Origin of the sequence: Micromonospora sp. WMMC264, from assembly GCF_027497275.1 — a bacterium.
Taxonomy (GTDB): domain Bacteria; phylum Actinomycetota; class Actinomycetes; order Mycobacteriales; family Micromonosporaceae; genus Micromonospora; species Micromonospora chalcea.
Window position 1 is genome coordinate 2,301,031 of sequence record NZ_CP114907.1, and the last position, 15,072, is coordinate 2,316,102.

The 15,072-nt window shown below is 76.3% G+C and carries 15 protein-coding genes; 4 read left to right on the top strand and 11 right to left on the bottom strand.

Going from position 1 to position 15,072, the window contains the following annotated elements:
- Nucleotides 1-16: 16 nt before the first annotated feature.
- From O7542_RS09565 to O7542_RS09585, 5 genes are read right to left on the bottom strand one after another with little or no spacing between them, the layout of a single operon-like run.
- Complete coding sequence (locus tag O7542_RS09565) at nt 17-2,761, bottom strand: LuxR family transcriptional regulator (RefSeq protein ID WP_064445866.1); 2,745 nt, start codon at nt 2,759-2,761, stop codon at nt 17-19.
- A gap of 48 nt (nt 2,762-2,809) precedes the next feature.
- Entirely contained in the window at nt 2,810-4,231 is a 1,422-nt protein-coding gene (locus O7542_RS09570; protein WP_281606057.1) for a hypothetical protein, read from the bottom strand.
- 8 nt (nt 4,232-4,239) lie between these two features.
- Nucleotides 4,240-4,785, bottom strand: coding sequence for a hypothetical protein (locus O7542_RS09575; protein WP_113972764.1), 546 nt, complete (start codon nt 4,783-4,785; stop codon nt 4,240-4,242).
- Nucleotides 4,786-4,797: 12 nt separating this feature from the next.
- On the bottom strand, nt 4,798-5,349 hold the full coding sequence (locus O7542_RS09580; RefSeq protein WP_113972763.1) for a hypothetical protein: 552 nt from the start codon (nt 5,347-5,349) through the stop codon (nt 4,798-4,800).
- Between the two features lie 47 nt (nt 5,350-5,396).
- A complete protein-coding gene (locus O7542_RS09585; RefSeq protein WP_281606058.1) occupies nt 5,397-7,097 on the bottom strand; it encodes a sugar ABC transporter permease in 1,701 nt (566 codons plus the stop codon).
- 114 nt (nt 7,098-7,211) lie between these two features.
- Between O7542_RS09585 and O7542_RS09590 the strand changes: the two genes are divergently transcribed.
- The gene (locus O7542_RS09590; protein ID WP_281606059.1) at nt 7,212-8,111 is read left to right on the top strand and encodes a diacylglycerol kinase family protein; all 900 of its coding nucleotides are present in this window, start codon (nt 7,212-7,214) and stop codon (nt 8,109-8,111) included.
- A 34-nt stretch (nt 8,112-8,145) separates the two neighbouring features.
- Here the strand turns inward: O7542_RS09590 and O7542_RS09595 are convergent, their stop codons facing one another.
- Both O7542_RS09595 and O7542_RS09600 read right to left on the bottom strand, forming a co-directional pair.
- Nucleotides 8,146-8,406, bottom strand: coding sequence for a hypothetical protein (locus O7542_RS09595; RefSeq protein WP_064445871.1), 261 nt, complete (start codon nt 8,404-8,406; stop codon nt 8,146-8,148).
- The gene (locus tag O7542_RS09600) at nt 8,403-8,801 is read right to left on the bottom strand and encodes a DUF2267 domain-containing protein (protein WP_069088632.1); all 399 of its coding nucleotides are present in this window, start codon (nt 8,799-8,801) and stop codon (nt 8,403-8,405) included. The genes O7542_RS09595 and O7542_RS09600 overlap by 4 nt, the downstream gene beginning before the upstream one ends.
- 135 nt (nt 8,802-8,936) lie before the next feature.
- On the opposite strand from O7542_RS09600, the gene O7542_RS09605 reads away from it, so the two are divergent.
- The 3 genes from O7542_RS09605 to O7542_RS09615 all read left to right on the top strand — a co-directional run bounded on the left by O7542_RS09605 (nt 8,937) and on the right by O7542_RS09615 (nt 11,831).
- A complete protein-coding gene (locus tag O7542_RS09605) occupies nt 8,937-9,689 on the top strand; it encodes a dienelactone hydrolase family protein (RefSeq protein ID WP_281606060.1) in 753 nt (250 codons plus the stop codon).
- A 60-nt stretch (nt 9,690-9,749) separates the two neighbouring features.
- A complete protein-coding gene (locus tag O7542_RS09610; RefSeq protein WP_069088634.1) occupies nt 9,750-11,048 on the top strand; it encodes an FUSC family protein in 1,299 nt (432 codons plus the stop codon).
- 69 nt (nt 11,049-11,117) lie between these two features.
- Entirely contained in the window at nt 11,118-11,831 is a 714-nt protein-coding gene (locus O7542_RS09615) for a dimethylmenaquinone methyltransferase (RefSeq protein ID WP_069088635.1), read from the top strand.
- 5 nt (nt 11,832-11,836) lie between these two features.
- On the opposite strand, the gene O7542_RS09620 is transcribed toward O7542_RS09615, so the two are convergent.
- From O7542_RS09620 to O7542_RS09635, 4 genes are read right to left on the bottom strand one after another with little or no spacing between them, the layout of a single operon-like run.
- Nucleotides 11,837-12,463 carry a response regulator transcription factor gene (locus O7542_RS09620; protein WP_281606061.1) on the bottom strand — a complete coding sequence of 209 codons (627 nt, stop codon included), beginning with the start codon at nt 12,461-12,463 and terminating at the stop codon, nt 11,837-11,839.
- Nucleotides 12,460-13,677, bottom strand: a complete 1,218-nt coding sequence (locus tag O7542_RS09625; protein ID WP_104114167.1) for a histidine kinase — start codon at nt 13,675-13,677, stop codon at nt 12,460-12,462. The genes O7542_RS09620 and O7542_RS09625 overlap by 4 nt, the downstream gene beginning before the upstream one ends.
- 9 nt (nt 13,678-13,686) lie before the next feature.
- The gene (locus O7542_RS09630) at nt 13,687-14,139 is read right to left on the bottom strand and encodes an ABA4-like family protein (protein WP_281606062.1); all 453 of its coding nucleotides are present in this window, start codon (nt 14,137-14,139) and stop codon (nt 13,687-13,689) included.
- Nucleotides 14,136-15,068: a hypothetical protein gene (locus tag O7542_RS09635; protein ID WP_043323861.1), complete on the bottom strand. Its 933-nt coding sequence runs from the start codon at nt 15,066-15,068 to the stop codon at nt 14,136-14,138. Before O7542_RS09635 ends, O7542_RS09630 begins: the two co-directional genes overlap by 4 nt.
- Nucleotides 15,069-15,072 lie beyond the last annotated feature (4 nt).

A 15,072-nucleotide genomic window follows, 5' to 3' on the forward strand; every position in this document is an offset into this window, starting at 1 on the left:
TCGCGTCCTGAGCGACTCAGTCGCCCGGACGCCGGCCCATCGCCGCGCCCAGCTCGGCGCGGCTGGCGATGCCCAGCTTGCGGTAGACCCGGGCCAGGTTCGCCTCGACCGTCTTCGGGCTGATGTAGAGCGCGTCGGCGATGAGCCGGTTCGTCTGCCCCCGGGCGGCGAGCCGGGCCACCCGCTCCTCCGTCGCGGTGAGCGCCGTCGGGGCCGGGGTGCGGGCGCCGATGCGGCCCAGCTCCGCCCGCGCCCGGTCGGCGAACGCGGACGCGCCGAGCGCGTCGAACTCGGCCACCGCCGCGTCGAGCGCCGCCCGCGCCTCCCGCCGCCGCCGCACCCGCCGGTACGCCCGCCCGGCCGCGAGCAGGCAGCGGGCCCGGTCCAACGGCAGCACCGCCTCCGGCACCGTGGCCCGGGCCTGCGTCAGCGCGTCCAGCGCCTCGCCCGGGTCCGCGCCCGTCGCGCCGGCCAGCAGCACCCGGCTGCGGGCCAGCCCGAGCGTCGTCCACGGCCGCGGCAGCCGCGCGTGCCGCCGGGCCAGCCGGTCCAGCGCCGCGTGCGCGGTGTCCAGGTCACCGGCGCCCACGCACGCCTCGATCCAGTCCGGCTCGAACCGCTGCCCCAGCGGCTCGACGATGCCCGAACCGTCCAGGTCGGCCGCGAGCGAGCCGTACGCCGCCGCGGCCGTGACCCACTCGCCCGAGGCGAGCGCCACCAGCCCGGTGAGCTGGTGGTGCAGCCGGCGGCTCCACGCGTCGCCGAGGTCGTCGTCGCGACGTAGCCCGGCGGCGGTGGCACCCGCCCGCGCCAGCCGGCCCCGGTGCGCGTCGAGCATGCCGGCCAGCCAGCTCTCGCCCACCAGGCCGGTGCCGAGCTGCTCACCCAGGTCACGGGCGTCGGCGATGTGCGTACCGGCCTCGGCGAACCGCCCGGCGAGCAGTTCCGTCTCGCCGAGATGGGTGAGCGCCTCGTGCCGCAGCGGGTCGTCCCCGCGCGCCACCGCCCGGTCCAGCATCAGGTGCAGCCGGGCCCGCGCCCGGTCGTGGTCGTCCACGGCCTTCCACCAGATCGCCGGCACCGAGCCGGCCAGGTAGGACGGTTCGCCGGCCTCCAGCGCCAGCGCCCGGTCGAGCAGGCCGGTCGGCGCCTCGCCACCGGCGCGTACCTCGTGGAAGAAGAACAGCAGCAGCGCGGCGGTGAACAGCGGGCGGTGGTCGTCGCGGTCGGAGAGCCGGGCGATCGCCGCCCGCGCGTGCGCCCGCGCGGCCTCCGGCTGGTCGTGGAACATCGTCAGGTGCGTGTGGATCCGCCCGGCCAGGTCGCCGTCCGGCCCGGCCGCGGCGAGCGCCTGCTCGGCCACGCGCACGGCGGTGACCAGGTCGTCGGCGCACCAGGCGACGAGGGCGCGCAACAGCAGCGCCTCACCCCGCTCGGCGCCGGTCAGCTCCTCGGCCGCGGCCTCGGCGGCCCGGCCGGCCGCCGCGTAGTCCCCGCTGTCGATGCGGCACTGCACCGCGTCGAGGCGACGCCGGTTGCGGTCGGCGGTGGCGGCCTGCGGGGTCAGCTCGGCCGCCCGGGCGTACCAGTCGGCGGCGAGCGCGGGCGCGCCGCGTATGCGCTGCCGGGCCGCCGCGGCGGCCAGGTCGGCGGCGACGTCCGCGTCCGGCGCGACAGCGCACCGGGCCAGTTGCCGGGCCCGCTCGTCGGGGTCGGCGACCGCGCGGGCGAGCACCGCGTGCAGGCGCCGCCGGGCTCCCGGCGGGATGCTCTCCCGGACCGCCGCGGCGTACCGGGGGTGGGCGAAGCTGATCCGGCTCGGCGTGACCACGACCAGCCCGGCGTCCTCCGCCGCGTCCAGCGCGCCGGGCGGCATGCCCGCCGCAGTCAGGTCCCGCATGTCCGGCACGGTCAGCAGCGCGGCCAGCCGGACCGCCTCCCGGCTCGGGCCGGGCAGCGCCCGCAGCGTCTCGGCGAGCAGCCGGCGCAGCGACGACGGTACGGGCAGGTCCTCGTCGTGCGCGGGTGGGCGGGGCAGCCGCAGCACCGCCCGGGCCAGTTCGACGGCGAGCAGCGGGTTGCCGTCGGCGTCGCGTGCCAGCCGCTCGACCAGCGGGCGGCTGAGCGTGCCGCCGAGGCGGGCCTGAAGGATGCGGTGCAGGTCGGGCGCGGGCAGCGGCGGTACGTCGGCGCGCAGCAGCGGGTGCCGGCCGGTCGGGTCGTCGTCCAGCCCGAGCGGCACCGGCGTCGCCGGGGTCTCGCCGGTGCGGTGGGTGGCCAGGACTGCGGGCCACCGGGACAGCCGGCGCAGCGCGAACCGCAGCGCCCGGGCGCTCGGCAGGTCCAGCCACTGCGGGTCGTCGACGGCGAGCAGGAGCCGGGGCGCGTCCGTGACCGCCGCGTCGAGCAGGGTGCGGGTGGCGGCGCCCACGGCCCGTTCGTCGACCGCCGCGCCGTCGTGCTCGCCGGTCAGGAGCACCATGTCGGCCGCCGCGCGTTGCGGCGCCGGCAGCCCCGGTAGCGCGTCGGCCAGCGGGCGCAGCACGTCCGCCAGCGCCGCGTACGGCAACGCGCTCTCGGCCTCGGTGGGCGCGGCGGACAGCACCCGCCAGCCGGTGCGCCGGGCGTGGTCGAGCACTGCTCGCCACAGCGTCGTCTTGCCGATGCCGCTGGGACCGTCGAGGAGCACCGGAGTGCCCGCCGCCAGGGCGCGCCACACCCGCTCGACGACCGCGTCGCGGCCGACCAGTGCGGCGTCCATGGCGGGATGGTGGCACAGCCGCGCCCCCGAACCCAGCGTCGGCGCGGCCTAGCCCGGAACCTGTCCGCATATCGAGACGGGCGGGATCACCTCCTGGTTGCGGTAGACGTCGGCGCTCCAACTCGGCCCGCTGGTCGCCGCGATCGGCGGGATCCGGGGCGCCCGGGACGGGCTGAGCAGGCTGAGGAACTTGTTGATCACTTGGACGACGGGTTCCAGGATGCGGTAGCCGATGCCGAACCTCGCCCGTACGCCGAGGCCGACGCCCCGGCACACCGCGTACGGGGCGCCGAGCGCGGACCCGATCGTGGCCCCGTACGAGGTGACCAGCTCGAACCAGATGCCGGCGGTGAACAGGAACGCGCTGATCCCCATGGTGAACCGCACGCCGTGCCGGACGACCAGCCCCATCACGCCGACCGGCACGCCGGTGAGCGAGTCGAGCAGGCTCACCCGGCGCGCGAAGCCCTCCGTCACGCGCGACCCCACCTGGCCGTTCGCGTAGCCGAACCCGAGCTTGCCGGCCAGGGCGTACTCGCCGGAGCCGCGGAACGTGCCCAGTTTCGCGCCGAACGCGGTGGCCACCTCCAGCGTCTGGCTCACCGTGAACGACAGCGGCAGGCCGGCGACCAGTCCGATCGGGAACGCGATGTCGACCGGGACCGGGAACGTCCTGCGGTGGTTCTGCCCGCCGTCGACGCCGGCGGTGAAGTCCACCTTGATGCCGAAGCCGCCGCCGATCTCCAGTTCGGCCCGGGTCACCTTGCCCGCGCCGATGGCCAGGTGGAACGACGCGGCCGGGCGGCCGACAGTCAGGGTGACGGTGCCGGCGAGCCGGACGCCGCCGTCGTCGTACGTGAAGTGCGTGCCGACGCCACCGGCGCAGCAGAACGTCCGTACCCGGTAGCCGTGGGCGCTCGCGGCGGCCTGCCCGCCCGGCGCGGGCGGCGGCTGCGCGGGCGCGACGGCGAGCGGCCGGGATCGGCCGAGCGTGCCGCCGGCCGCCGCGGCGTCCCGGGTCCACGACGGCTCGCCGGCCACGTAGACGGTCGGCTGGTCGAGGGTGACGTCGTCCCCGCCGAACGTGCCGTCGCGGATCACCTCGGTGAGTGTGACCGGGCCGATCGTGACGACCAGGTCGTCGCCTTCCTCGGCCAGGTCGAGCACCCGGCCCACGCCGCGTCCGGTGAGGAACATGACCCGGCCGGGCGCGAGCCGGTCGGCGTCGCGCGCGCCGGGGTCGAGCCGCCAGGTCAGCCCGTCCGGGCTCACCGACCGCACGGTGCGGCTGCCGCCGCCGACCAGCACCACGTCCGGTTGCAGCGTGACGTCCTTCCCGGGCGCCGGCGCCTGCCCGTACCGGGGCTGCCCGTCGTCGGCCGCGTCGGCCGGGCCGGGCGTGGGGCCGCCGCAGCCGGTCACCGCCAGCAGCGCCGCCACGCCGGCCGCGAGCAGCCGACGGCCGCGCACCGGCCGCCTCACATCCGGCCGGCGACGGTACGGGCGAGCCGTTCCAGCGGCGCCCGGTTCTCCTGCGGGTCGTTGAGCCGCACCAGCCGCACCGCGACCCACAGGTCGCCCTTGCGCAGGAAGAACGCCTCCGCGGTGAGCAGGGCCTCGTCGGCAGTGCCGGCCAGCTCACGGATCTCGTGCTCGAGTTGCCGCTCGATGTCGAGGTACTTCTTGGCGCCGTCGCCCACGAACACCTCGACCTGGGCGGTCGGCCCGCTCGTCGGCCCCGTGTAGGTGCAGGACTGCCCGGCGGCGACCGGCTCGTCGAGGGGCGTGCCGGCGAGACGTTCGGCGTCGGCCTTGGACACCAGCGCGCAGGCGTCCGGCCCGGCGGCGTCGTCCACCGGTTCGGCGCTCGGCTCGGCCGGCGCCTCCCCGGTCGGGTCCGCGACCGGCGAGCCCGCGCCGGGCGCGGCGGCACCGGCGGGCGATGGTTCGTCGCCGCCGCAACCGGCGGACGCGGTGAGCAGGATCGCGGTCAACGCGAGCGCGATCAGTCGACGGGTTCGCATGCCGGCCCCCGCTCAGGCCGGGATCGCGTCGAGCGTGCGGCGCAGGATCTGCTCGTTGCCGGCGGTGCCGCCGCCGAAGCTGCTGATCGTCACCGTGTACGTGCCCTTGCCGTCGATCAGCACCGCCTCGCCGCGCACGTCCTTGACCGCGAGGTAGCCCCGCTCGCCCCGGTCCAGGTCGACGACCTTCTCGTACTGCTGGCCGGCCTGCTCGTGCTGGTAGTCGTAGGTGGCCTTGCCGGCGGTGGCCGAGGCCGTGGTGACCGCCAGCTGGGCGATGCCGTCGCCGAACGAGCAGTTGCCCTCGTCGCGCAGCTTCCGGTTGACCAGTTCGGAGACCTGGGCGGCGGTGAACGGGCACGGCGGCCGCACGTCGTCCACCGCGCCCGCGTCGGTGTCGCCGCCGTCCTCGCCCGCCACGGTGTCGGCCGCGCCTCCGTCGAGCACGTCGCCGCCGGAGTCGCACCCGGCCGGCGCGAGCAGGGCGAGCAGCAACAGGGGCAGCGCCAGGCGGGCGCGGTGGAGACGGGCGGTCCGGGCCGGTGTGAGCGCGTCAGTTGCCATGCCTGCGACGCTAGGCGCGACGTCACCGCCGGTAATCGGGGGTTTCCCTATGCGGTGACCTTGGCGGCAGGCTCGCGCGCCCCGGTAGGCGGCGCGTCCGGGCCGCCGCGCCGCCCCACCCGGACGGCGAGCCGATCCAGGTAGCCGACCATGAGCGCGACGAACAACACCACGAACAGGATCAGCATGGGCAGCGGCAGGACCAGGCCCAGCGGAAGCTCGCCCCCGGCACCGAAGGCGCGGCCGGCGATCATCTGCACCAGCGCGGGAGCGGTGAGGCTGTCCGGGCCCCGGCCCACGAGCATCGACCACAACGGCGACTGGGCGTGTGCCAGCCAGGTCGGCAACGCGGTCACGGCCAGCATCGGCAGCGCCGGCAGCAGCAGCGTACGGCCGGCGCCGCCGCCGGAACGCCACCGCTCGTGCTGGCCCCGGAACAGCAGCGTGAACGCGAACAGCGCGGGCACCGACAGCCAGGTCGGCGGCACCAGGCCGAGGAACAGGCCCAGCTGTTCGCGCTCCGTCGTGCGTTCGAAATTGGCGATGGCCAGCGGGCCGGCGCCGACGAACAACCACGGCGCGAACGGCACCAGCAGCAGCTCGCTCCAGCGCCCCAGCGGGCGCAGCGCGCCGATCCCGAACCCGGCCAGCGCCGCGACCGTCACCGCGACGAGTGTGGACAGCAGCGGCGGCACCCAGGTGTTGGCGAACAGGTTCGCCGTCTCGACCCCCTTGGGCAGGGGCCCGGTGTCGGCGGAGAAGTTCCGCAGCCACGGCAGCGACGCCCAGACGGTCACGCCGAGGACGACGACGAGCGCGACAGCGGTCAGCCCGACGAGCAGCGGCCGGCGGCCGGTGAAGGACTCCGCCTCCCGGACGGCCGGGCCGTCCCGCCAGCCGTCGAACTCGATGCGCAGCCGGGTGGCCAGGATGAGCGCCACCGCGGCCATCCCGAGCAGCCCGAGCAGCACCAGCAGCAGCGTCGACGTGGCGGACCCGACACCGAAGCGCATCGTCCGGAAGGTGGTCTGCACGGCGGTGAACACCGGCGTCGCAGTGGATTCGCCGCGCGGCCCGCCGCCGGTCAGGATCACCGGGGCGGTGTAGGTCTGCAGGGCGGCGGCGAGGACGCCCAGGCCGAGCAGCCCGCCGACAGTCAGCATGGCGGGCGCGGGCCGCTGGTCGGGGTCCCGCCGGCGCAGGGCGCTCAGGTACAGCGTCGCGGCCACCGCGACGACCAGCCCGAACGTCACCTGTGCCAGCGCCGAGACGAGGAACGTCCGGGGGGACTGCAGATCCTGGGTGAGGGTGCCGTCCTCGATGCCCTCGGCGCGCCGGCCGAGGTACACCGCGACCGGCGCGTACGCGGCGAGCGGCAGCGCCAGCACGCCCCGGGTGACCAGGCGGGCGACCCGGCCGGCCCGGTCGGCGAGGACGGCGAGCAGCGGCGCGGCGAGCAGCGCCACCGCCAGCGGGATCAGGGCGAGCAGCACCGCGAACCCGACCTGCCCGGCGAAGCCGGAGGTGAGGGCGGCCTCGTAGTTCGCCGTACCGGCCGACTCGCCCGAGCCGCGCGGCCCGTCACCCTGGAAGCTGCGGGCCACTGTGGACAGGGTGGGCAGGACGTACGACCAGACCCAGGCGATCACGGCCGGGACGATCAGCGCCAGCCCGATCAGGGTCCGCGCCGGGCGGTTCGGCTGGGTGTGCTGGGGCGCTGGCGCCTGCGGTGTTGCCGGCTGATTCATCGGGACATCCACCCTCGAAGATCGACGATCACGGCCGTCGCGACGGTAACCGATGCCGTCCACGTCGGCAGCGCGACCGGACCGCTGCCGGGCGGGGCGGCTACTGTCGCAACCGTGCGGAGCAAGCAGGAGCTGACCACGGCGATCCGGGGACGACGGCGGGCGGCGCTGGTGGTCAACGCCCACTCCCGCCGTGGCCGGCGGCTCTACGACACCGTCCACGCACGCCTGCGCGCGGCCGGGTTCACGCTGCTCGGCGCGTACCCGGTGGACCGGCCCGGCGAACTGGACCGGGTGCTCGCCGAGGCCGCCGACCTGGGCCCGGACCTGCTGGTCACCGGCGGCGGCGACGGCACCGTCGGCGCGGCCGCCCGGCTGCTCGCCCACCGGGACGTCGCGCTGGGTCTGCTGCCGCTGGGCACCACCAACAACTTCGCCCGCACCGTCGGCGTGCCGCTCGACCTGGACGCCGCGATCGCGGTGCTCACCGACGGCAAGGTGATCGACGTCGACCTGGGCCTGATCGGCGACACCCGGTTCACCAACCACGTCGGGATCGGGCTGTCCGCCGACATCATGCAGGCCGCGCCGCCGGGGCTGAAGCGGGCCGCCGGGCGGCTCGCGTACCCGATGACCGGGCTGGGTCTGCTGGCCCGGCACCGGCCGCTGCGCGTGACAGTCCGCGCCGAGGGACGCGAGCACACGTTCACCACCCATCAGGTGTACGTGGCAAACGGCGGTTTCCACGCCGGCCGCCCGATCACCGCCGACGCCACCGCCGACGACCGGCTGCTGGTCGCGTACCCGGTGGGTGGGCCGACCCGGCGCGGGCTGCTGCGCGAGACGGCGCGCAACGCGGCGGCCGGCCACCGCCGCACGCTCGGCGACGAGCCGTTCCTGGCGGTACGCCAGCTGTGGCTGGACACCGACCGGCCGGCCCGCATCGAGGTCGAGGCGAGCCGTACGGGCAGACCCCGGTCCGGATCGGTCTGGACCCGAACGCGCTGCGGCTGATGGCCCGGGCGGACAGCCCGGACCACTGAGCCGGTCAGGCCCAGTGCTCCTCGTCGGGCAGCGGGATCTCCGTGTTCTGCTCCACCGCGTCGGCGGCGGTCAGATCGTCGCGCACCGACTCGCCCAGGCCCGCCCGGTCGCTCGGCGGGCGCAGCACGCCCTGCTCGGCCAGGTCCGCCTCGCTCGCCTCGGGCACCGCCCTGTCGACCGTGTCGGGTGGCCCGACGAGCGTCTCGTCCTGCCGCTGTTCCTGCGCGTCGGCCTCGGGCGGGCGGCGCAGCGCGTCCTCGCTCACGCCGTGCGCCGCACGTACGGGGCGCTCCGGTCGGCCACGTCGCCGTACTCGGCGGGAAGCTGCGTGACGACCTGGGCGTACGCGGCCGGGTCGACGGCGTCGCGCAGCACGTCGAACACCGCCGTGATGCCGTCGCGGGCGGCGTCCACGTCCACGTCGGCGCGTCCGCTGACCCGCTCCACGAACACGTCGAGCCCGAACGGCTCGGCCGCCTCGGCCGGGCCGAACGCGTAGGCCCGCAGCGCCTCGGGCAGCTGGTCGGCAAGGTCGCGGGCCTCCCCGCCGTCGATCCGCTCGGCCAGCGTCGTCAACGTCGCCCGGGTGATCGCCGTGGCCTGCTCCGCGGACGCGCCGCACCGCCGGGCCACCGCGCCGATGAACTGATCCTGGTCCATCTCGCCGCCTTCCTCCGCTGGGATTGCCGGATTCCCACGCTGGACGTCGGCAAACGGGTCGCGAGCCCGAGGCGCCGGCGCCGCCGGGCCGGGGGTAGCGTGCAGCCCGGAACCCGCAGCAAGGAGGCCCCGACAGTGCAGCCGACGACCGTGGACGTGCCCACCCCCGACGGAACGGCGGACGCCTACCTGGCGCGGCCGGACTCCGGTGGCCCCTTCCCGCCCGTCCTGCTGTTCATGGACGCCTTCGGGCTGCGGCCCCGGGTGGCGGAGATGGCCGCGACGATCGCCGAGCGCGGATACGTCGTGCTGGCGCCCAACCTGTTCCACCGCGCCGGACGCGCCCCGCTGATCGACCTCGGCGCGCTCGCCGACGACAGCCGCCGCGGCGCCCTGTTCGAGAGCATCGGGCCGATGATGGCCGCGCTGACGCCGGAGACGGTGGCCCGGGACACCGCCGCCTACCTGGACTTCCTCGCCGCCCAGCCGGACGTCGCGCCGGGTCCGGCGGCGATCACCGGGTACTGCATGGGCGGCATGAACGCGCTGCGCGCGATCGAGGTGCTGCCGGACCGGATCGCCGCGGCGGCCGCGTTCCACGCCGGGCGGGTCGTCACCGACGCGCCGGACAGCCCGCACCTGGGCCTCGGCGCGGTGACCGGCGAGCTCTACTTCGGGCACGCCGACGCCGACCCGTCGATGACCGCCGAGCAGATCGCCGTGCTGGAGAAGGCGCTGGACGCGGCCGGTGTCACCTACCGCTCCGAGGTCTATCCCGGCGCCCGCCACGGCTACACCCAGTCGGACACGCCGATGTACGACGAGCAGGCCACGAAGCGGCACTGGGCCGCGTTGTTCGACCTGCTCGACCGCACCTTCGGGCGCTGATCCGGGCGCCGGCCGGGCCGGGCGGACGATTCACCGGCACGGGTGCGGGTAACCGGCGACATGGCCGACCGCCCTCGCGACACCGTCCGCTCGCCCCTGGACCGGGTGGTCGAGCGGGGCGGCAGCGCCCTCGCCCGGGCCCGTGCCGAGGGCGGCATGGCCAGCCGGAACCGGATGCGCCAACTGGAGATCACCTTGGTGATCTCCGCGCAGGCCGGGCTGGCCGCGGCGCTCGCCGCGCTGCTCGCCCAGTGGCTGCTCGGCTCCGGCGGGCACGTCTTCGCCCCGGCCGCCGCGGTCGGCACCATCGCCACCGCGATCGGCCAGCGGGCCCGGCGCACGTTCGAACTGCTCATCGGCGTGGGCCTCGGCATCGTGGTCGGTGACCTGCTGCGCGCCCTGCTCGGCAGCGGCTCCTGGCAGACGGGCCTGGTGGTCACGCTCGCCATCGCCACCGCGCTGCTGGTGGCCGGGCGCGGCGGCGCGCTGGTCGGCCAGGCCGGTGGTACGGCGGTGCTGATCGCCACGCTCGCGCCGGTGCAGCCCGGTCTGGAACTGCCCCGGCTCTTCGACGCGCTGGTGGGCGGGCTGGTCGGCCTGTTCGTGGTGGCGCTGCTGCTGCCGGTCAACCCGATCCGGGTGCTGGGCAAGGCGGTGGAGCCGGTGACCGCCGGGCTCACCGCGCAGCTCGACGCCGTCGCGCACGCGCTGACCCGGGGCGACGCCGACGAGGCTCAGCGCGCGTTGGAGGACCTGCGCGGACTCGAGCCGGACATCGGGCGGCTCAACGACGCGCTCAGCGGGGCCGAGGAGGTGGTGACCATCGCGCCCGTCCGCTGGCGCCGCCGGGCCCAGTTCCACAGGTACGCCGAGGCGACGCAGCACCTGGAACGGCTGGTGCTCTACGCCCGGTCGATCGCCCGGCGCTCCGCCACCGCGTTGCAGTACGACGAGCCGATCCCGCCCGCGCTCCCGGACGCGGTGGTCCGCCTCGGCGCGGCCACGCGGGAGCTGAACCGGGCCTGCCGCGGCGGCGACGACGAGGACCTGGAACGCACCCGGGAGTTGGTGCGGGAGGGCGCGGAGCTGGCCGGACGCGCGTGGTCGCAGGGGGTGCGCACCTACGGCGAAGCGATGATCAGCGACCTGCGGACCGCGCAGAGCGAGCTGCTGCGGGCCACCGGCTGCCGGGCCGAGGACGCCAACGGCAGCGTGCGCCGGGCCGCCGGCGCGGGCGAGGCCGAAGCGCGCCCGCCGATCCGGGCCCGGATGAGCCGGCCGGTCCGGCGCCGGGTGGCCGGGCGGGGCGTGCCCGGTCGGCGCCCGGACATGTTCCGCCCGCCGACCCGCGTCGGCTGAGCGCCGCCGAAGGCCACCGGGCGGCAACTGGCACCTGCCCCGGCCGGTCCGGCTCGTTAGCGTCGGCCCATGGACACCCGTCACGCCGCCCTGGTCGCGCGGTTCGCCGCGCTGACCACCGCTCACGTCGCCGACGCCTGCCTGCGCGCCGGCGTCGAGGTCCGGTGCGCTCCGGCCGCCGTACGCCCGGTGCTGCCCGGGCGGCGGCTTGCCGGGCCGGTCCGCCCGGCCCGGCACGTCGGCAGCGTGGACGTCTTCCTCGAGGCGATCGAGCGGGCCGCCGAGGGGGACGTGCTCGTCGTCGACGACGGCGGGCGCACCGACCGGGCCTGCGTCGGCGACCTGGTGGTGCTGGAGGCGCGGGCCGCCGGGCTGGCCGGCCTGGTGGTGTGGGGCGCGCACCGCGACACCGTCGACCTGGTGGCGGTCGGGCTGCCGGTGTTCAGCCGCGGCGCCACCCCGAGCGGGCCGCTGGAGCTGGACCCGCGCCCGGACGGGGCACTGGAGCACGCCCGGGTCGGGTCGTTCACCGTCGGCCCGCGGGACCTGGCCCTGGCCGACGACGACGGCGTGCTGTTCGTGCCCGCCGACCGGGCCGGGGACCTGTTCGGCCTGGCCGAGTCCATCCGGGACACCGAGCGGCGGCAGGCCGACCGGATCCGGGCCGGCGAGTCGCTGCGGTCGCAGGTCGGCTTCGCCGCCTACCTGACGGCCCGCGCGGCCGACCCGGCGCTGACGTTCCGGGCGCACCTGCGCGCCGTGGGCGGCGCGATCGAGGAGTGAGCCGCTCAGCCGCCGCGCGCCCACAGCGCCAGGCGTACCCGGTTGGGGCTGCCGGTCTTCGTCATCAGCCTGGTGATGTGCGTCTTCACCGTGGTCACGCCGATGTGCAGCCGGTCGGCGATCTCGGTGTTTGACAGTCCATCGGCCACCAGGTCCAGCACGTCCCGCTCGCGGGCGGTCAGCTCGGCCGCGCGCCGGGGCGCGCCGGCGCGGGCGTGCACCGCGCGTTCGACCAGCCGGCGCAGGATCTCCGGGCTGAACGGGCTGTCCCCGGCGGCGGCGCGGCGGATGCCGTCCAGCAGGTCGGCCGGGGGCGCGTCCTTGAGCAGGAAGCCGCAGGCGCCGGCGGTCAGCGCCGGGTAGAGGTGGTCGTCGTCGCCGAACGTGGTGAGCACCATGATCCGGGTGGCGGGCCGGTCGGCGAGGATCCGGCTGGTCGCGGTGATGCCGTCGACGCCGGGCATCCGCAGGTCCATCACCACCACGTCCGGCCGCAGCCGGGCGGCGAGGGCGATCGCGTCCCGGCCGTTGTCGGCCTCGCCGACCACGTCGAGGTCGGGCTGGGCGTCGCAGAGCATCCGCAGACCGGCCCGGATGAGGTGCTGGTCGTCGACCAGCAGCACCCGGATCACGCCGGCTCCGGCGCGCCCGCGCGGGGGCGGGGCGTGTCGGGGGCGGGCCCGGCCGCCGGCAGCACGGTCCGTACCCGCCAGCCGGACCCGGTGGGCCCGGCCTCCAGCCGACCGCCGAGCACCTCCACCCGTTCCCGCATGCCGACGATGCCGTGGCCGCCGCCGGAGGGCACCCCGGCCGGCGCCGCGCCCCGCCCGTCGTCGGACACCGCCCAGTGCACCGCGCCGTCCTCGACCGACACGGTCAGCTGCGCCCGCGCCGCCGCGCCCGCGTGTTTCGCCACGTTCGTCAACGCCTCCTGGGTCAGTCGCAGCACCGCCTGGCCGCGTACCGCGTCGAGCGCGCCGACAGCCGGGTCGACGTCGGCCTCCACCACCACGCCCGCCTGCCGGGCCCGGTCCACCGCCGCGCCGAGCGCCGCCGGAAGCGCCGACGGCTCGATCGCGGTCAGGGCGGCGTCGCCGCGTACGCCGTCCGGGTCACGCAGCACCGCGACCAGCCGCCGCAGGTCGGTCAGCGCCGCCGTGCCGGTGGCGTGCACGTCGTCGAACACCTCGCCGACCCGGGGGTCCAGGTCGGGCAGCACGTGCCGGGCCACCCCGACCCGCAGCACCATCGACGCGACGTGGTGCGCGAGCACGTCGTGCAGTTCCCGGGCGATGGCGCCGCGCTCGTCGGCGCGGGCCGCCCGGCTCTCCGACTCGCGCCGGCGCCGGTCCGCCTCGGCCCGCTCCTCGGCCTGCCGGCTCAGCTCCCTCGTGGTCCGCACGACCAGCCCGAGCAGCAGGGGCAGGCAGACGGTGACGGCGAGCCCGAACAGCCCGGTCAGCGCTGTGCGGACCGGTTCGCCGATCAAATTGGTCAGGTCGACGGCGGCGAGCAGCCCGGCGCCGAGCCAGATCGTGCGCGGCCGGGTGGCCCGCATGGTCAGCTCCAGCAGCGCCCAGCTCGCGCCGACCTGGTTGATCATCACGTCGTCGACCAGCGGGAACGCCGCCGCGAGCAGCGCCGACTGGAGGAGCAGGTTCAGCAGCGGCCGGCGGTGGCACAACAGCGCCAGGAGAAACGCCGGGACCGCCAGCGCCCACTGCGTTCCGGTGGGCCCGGGGCGGCCGTGCACGCCGACGACCAGGTAGCCGATGCCGCTGAGATCCAGCAGCAGGATCCGCGCGAGCGTGTCGCGTGCGTCGAACAGCCGACCGACCCAGCCCACCGCGTCAGCCTAGGCAACCGGCGCGGCCGGGGCCACCGCGTTGGCTCGCCGCCGCCGGACGGCGAGCAGTCCGAGATGGACGGCCAGCCCGAGCGGGCCGAGCAGGACGGTGAGCAGCAGCACCGGAGCGGTGAGCAGGGCCGGCAGCCCGCGCTCCCGCGCGTCCTGCCAGATCCACCGGCCGACGAACAGGTCGAAGGCGATCATGTGGGCCCAGGCCGCCGCCGCGCCGTCTGCGGTGCCGAGCAGGTGCCGCAGCCCGTCGAGGGTGGGCGCTGTCACCACCGGCAGCACCGTTCCGAGCGACGGGAGCACGAGGACGGCGTAGACCAGCAGCACCGGCGCGACGATCAGCGGTGAGCCGACGATCCGGGCGGTCCAGGACCAGCGCGGCGCGAGGATCATCAGCGCCCAGAACGGGGCGGCGAGCAGGAACGTCAGGTCGAACAGGATCCCGATCATCCGACGAGCACCACCCCGGCGCGGCGGGCCCGGCGCGCCAGCACCAGCGCGGAGGCGGTTGCCGTGGCCGCCACCAGCACTCCCGCCGCGGCGAGCGTGAGCGCGTCCGGGGCGAGCAGCGGCTGCCCGCGCAGGGCCTGGGCGGTCACCAGCAGCGTGAGTCCCGCGTACGCGGCCCCGCCGACGAGCACCAGCCGGGCCCGGGTCAGCCCGTCCAGCCGCCGGCCGAGGAACCGGTCGAGCAGGATCGCCAGCAGCGGCAGCGCCTGCAGCGCGTGCATCCCGACGAAGTGCCCGACGCGCAGGTCGCCGCCGGTGGTGCTCCAGCCGAGCAGCGGCAGCCCGGGACCGCCGTCGGGCACCCCGACGCTGTGCGCGCCGCTGATCCCGGCCGGCGCTCCGGCGGGCTGCCGCATGACCATCGGGAACGCGACGACCATGCCGAGCAGGGACACGGCGAGGCCGAGCCGTACCGCGTATCCGCCGGCGCGGTCCGCGAGCGACCGGCGGGACAGCACGACCGCCAGCACGAGCTGGGCGGCGAACAGCACGGTGATCGCCGCGCCCATGACGCTGTACAGCATCGCGTCCAGTGTCGTGGCGCCGTTGAAGTGGCTCGCGGTGCCGCGCAGCACCTGGCCCACGATGATCGTCATCTCCAGCACCGCCATGGCCACGATGAGTGTGGCCGCCCGCTCGGCGGCCCGGCTGCGGCGCGGCAGCAGGGACAGCATCCAAGCCAGCGTGACGCCGTAGAGCACGAACGAGATCGCGAACTTCAGCGGCTTGGCCCAGATGGGCGCGCCGGTCAGCACGCGCGGGTCGGCAGCGACGCCGACCGCGGCGACGACGGTGAGCACCGCCATCGCGGACACGAGGAGCATCAGGGGGCGGTGCCATCCGGCCGCCCGGTTCCGCACGGTAGTCATGCCT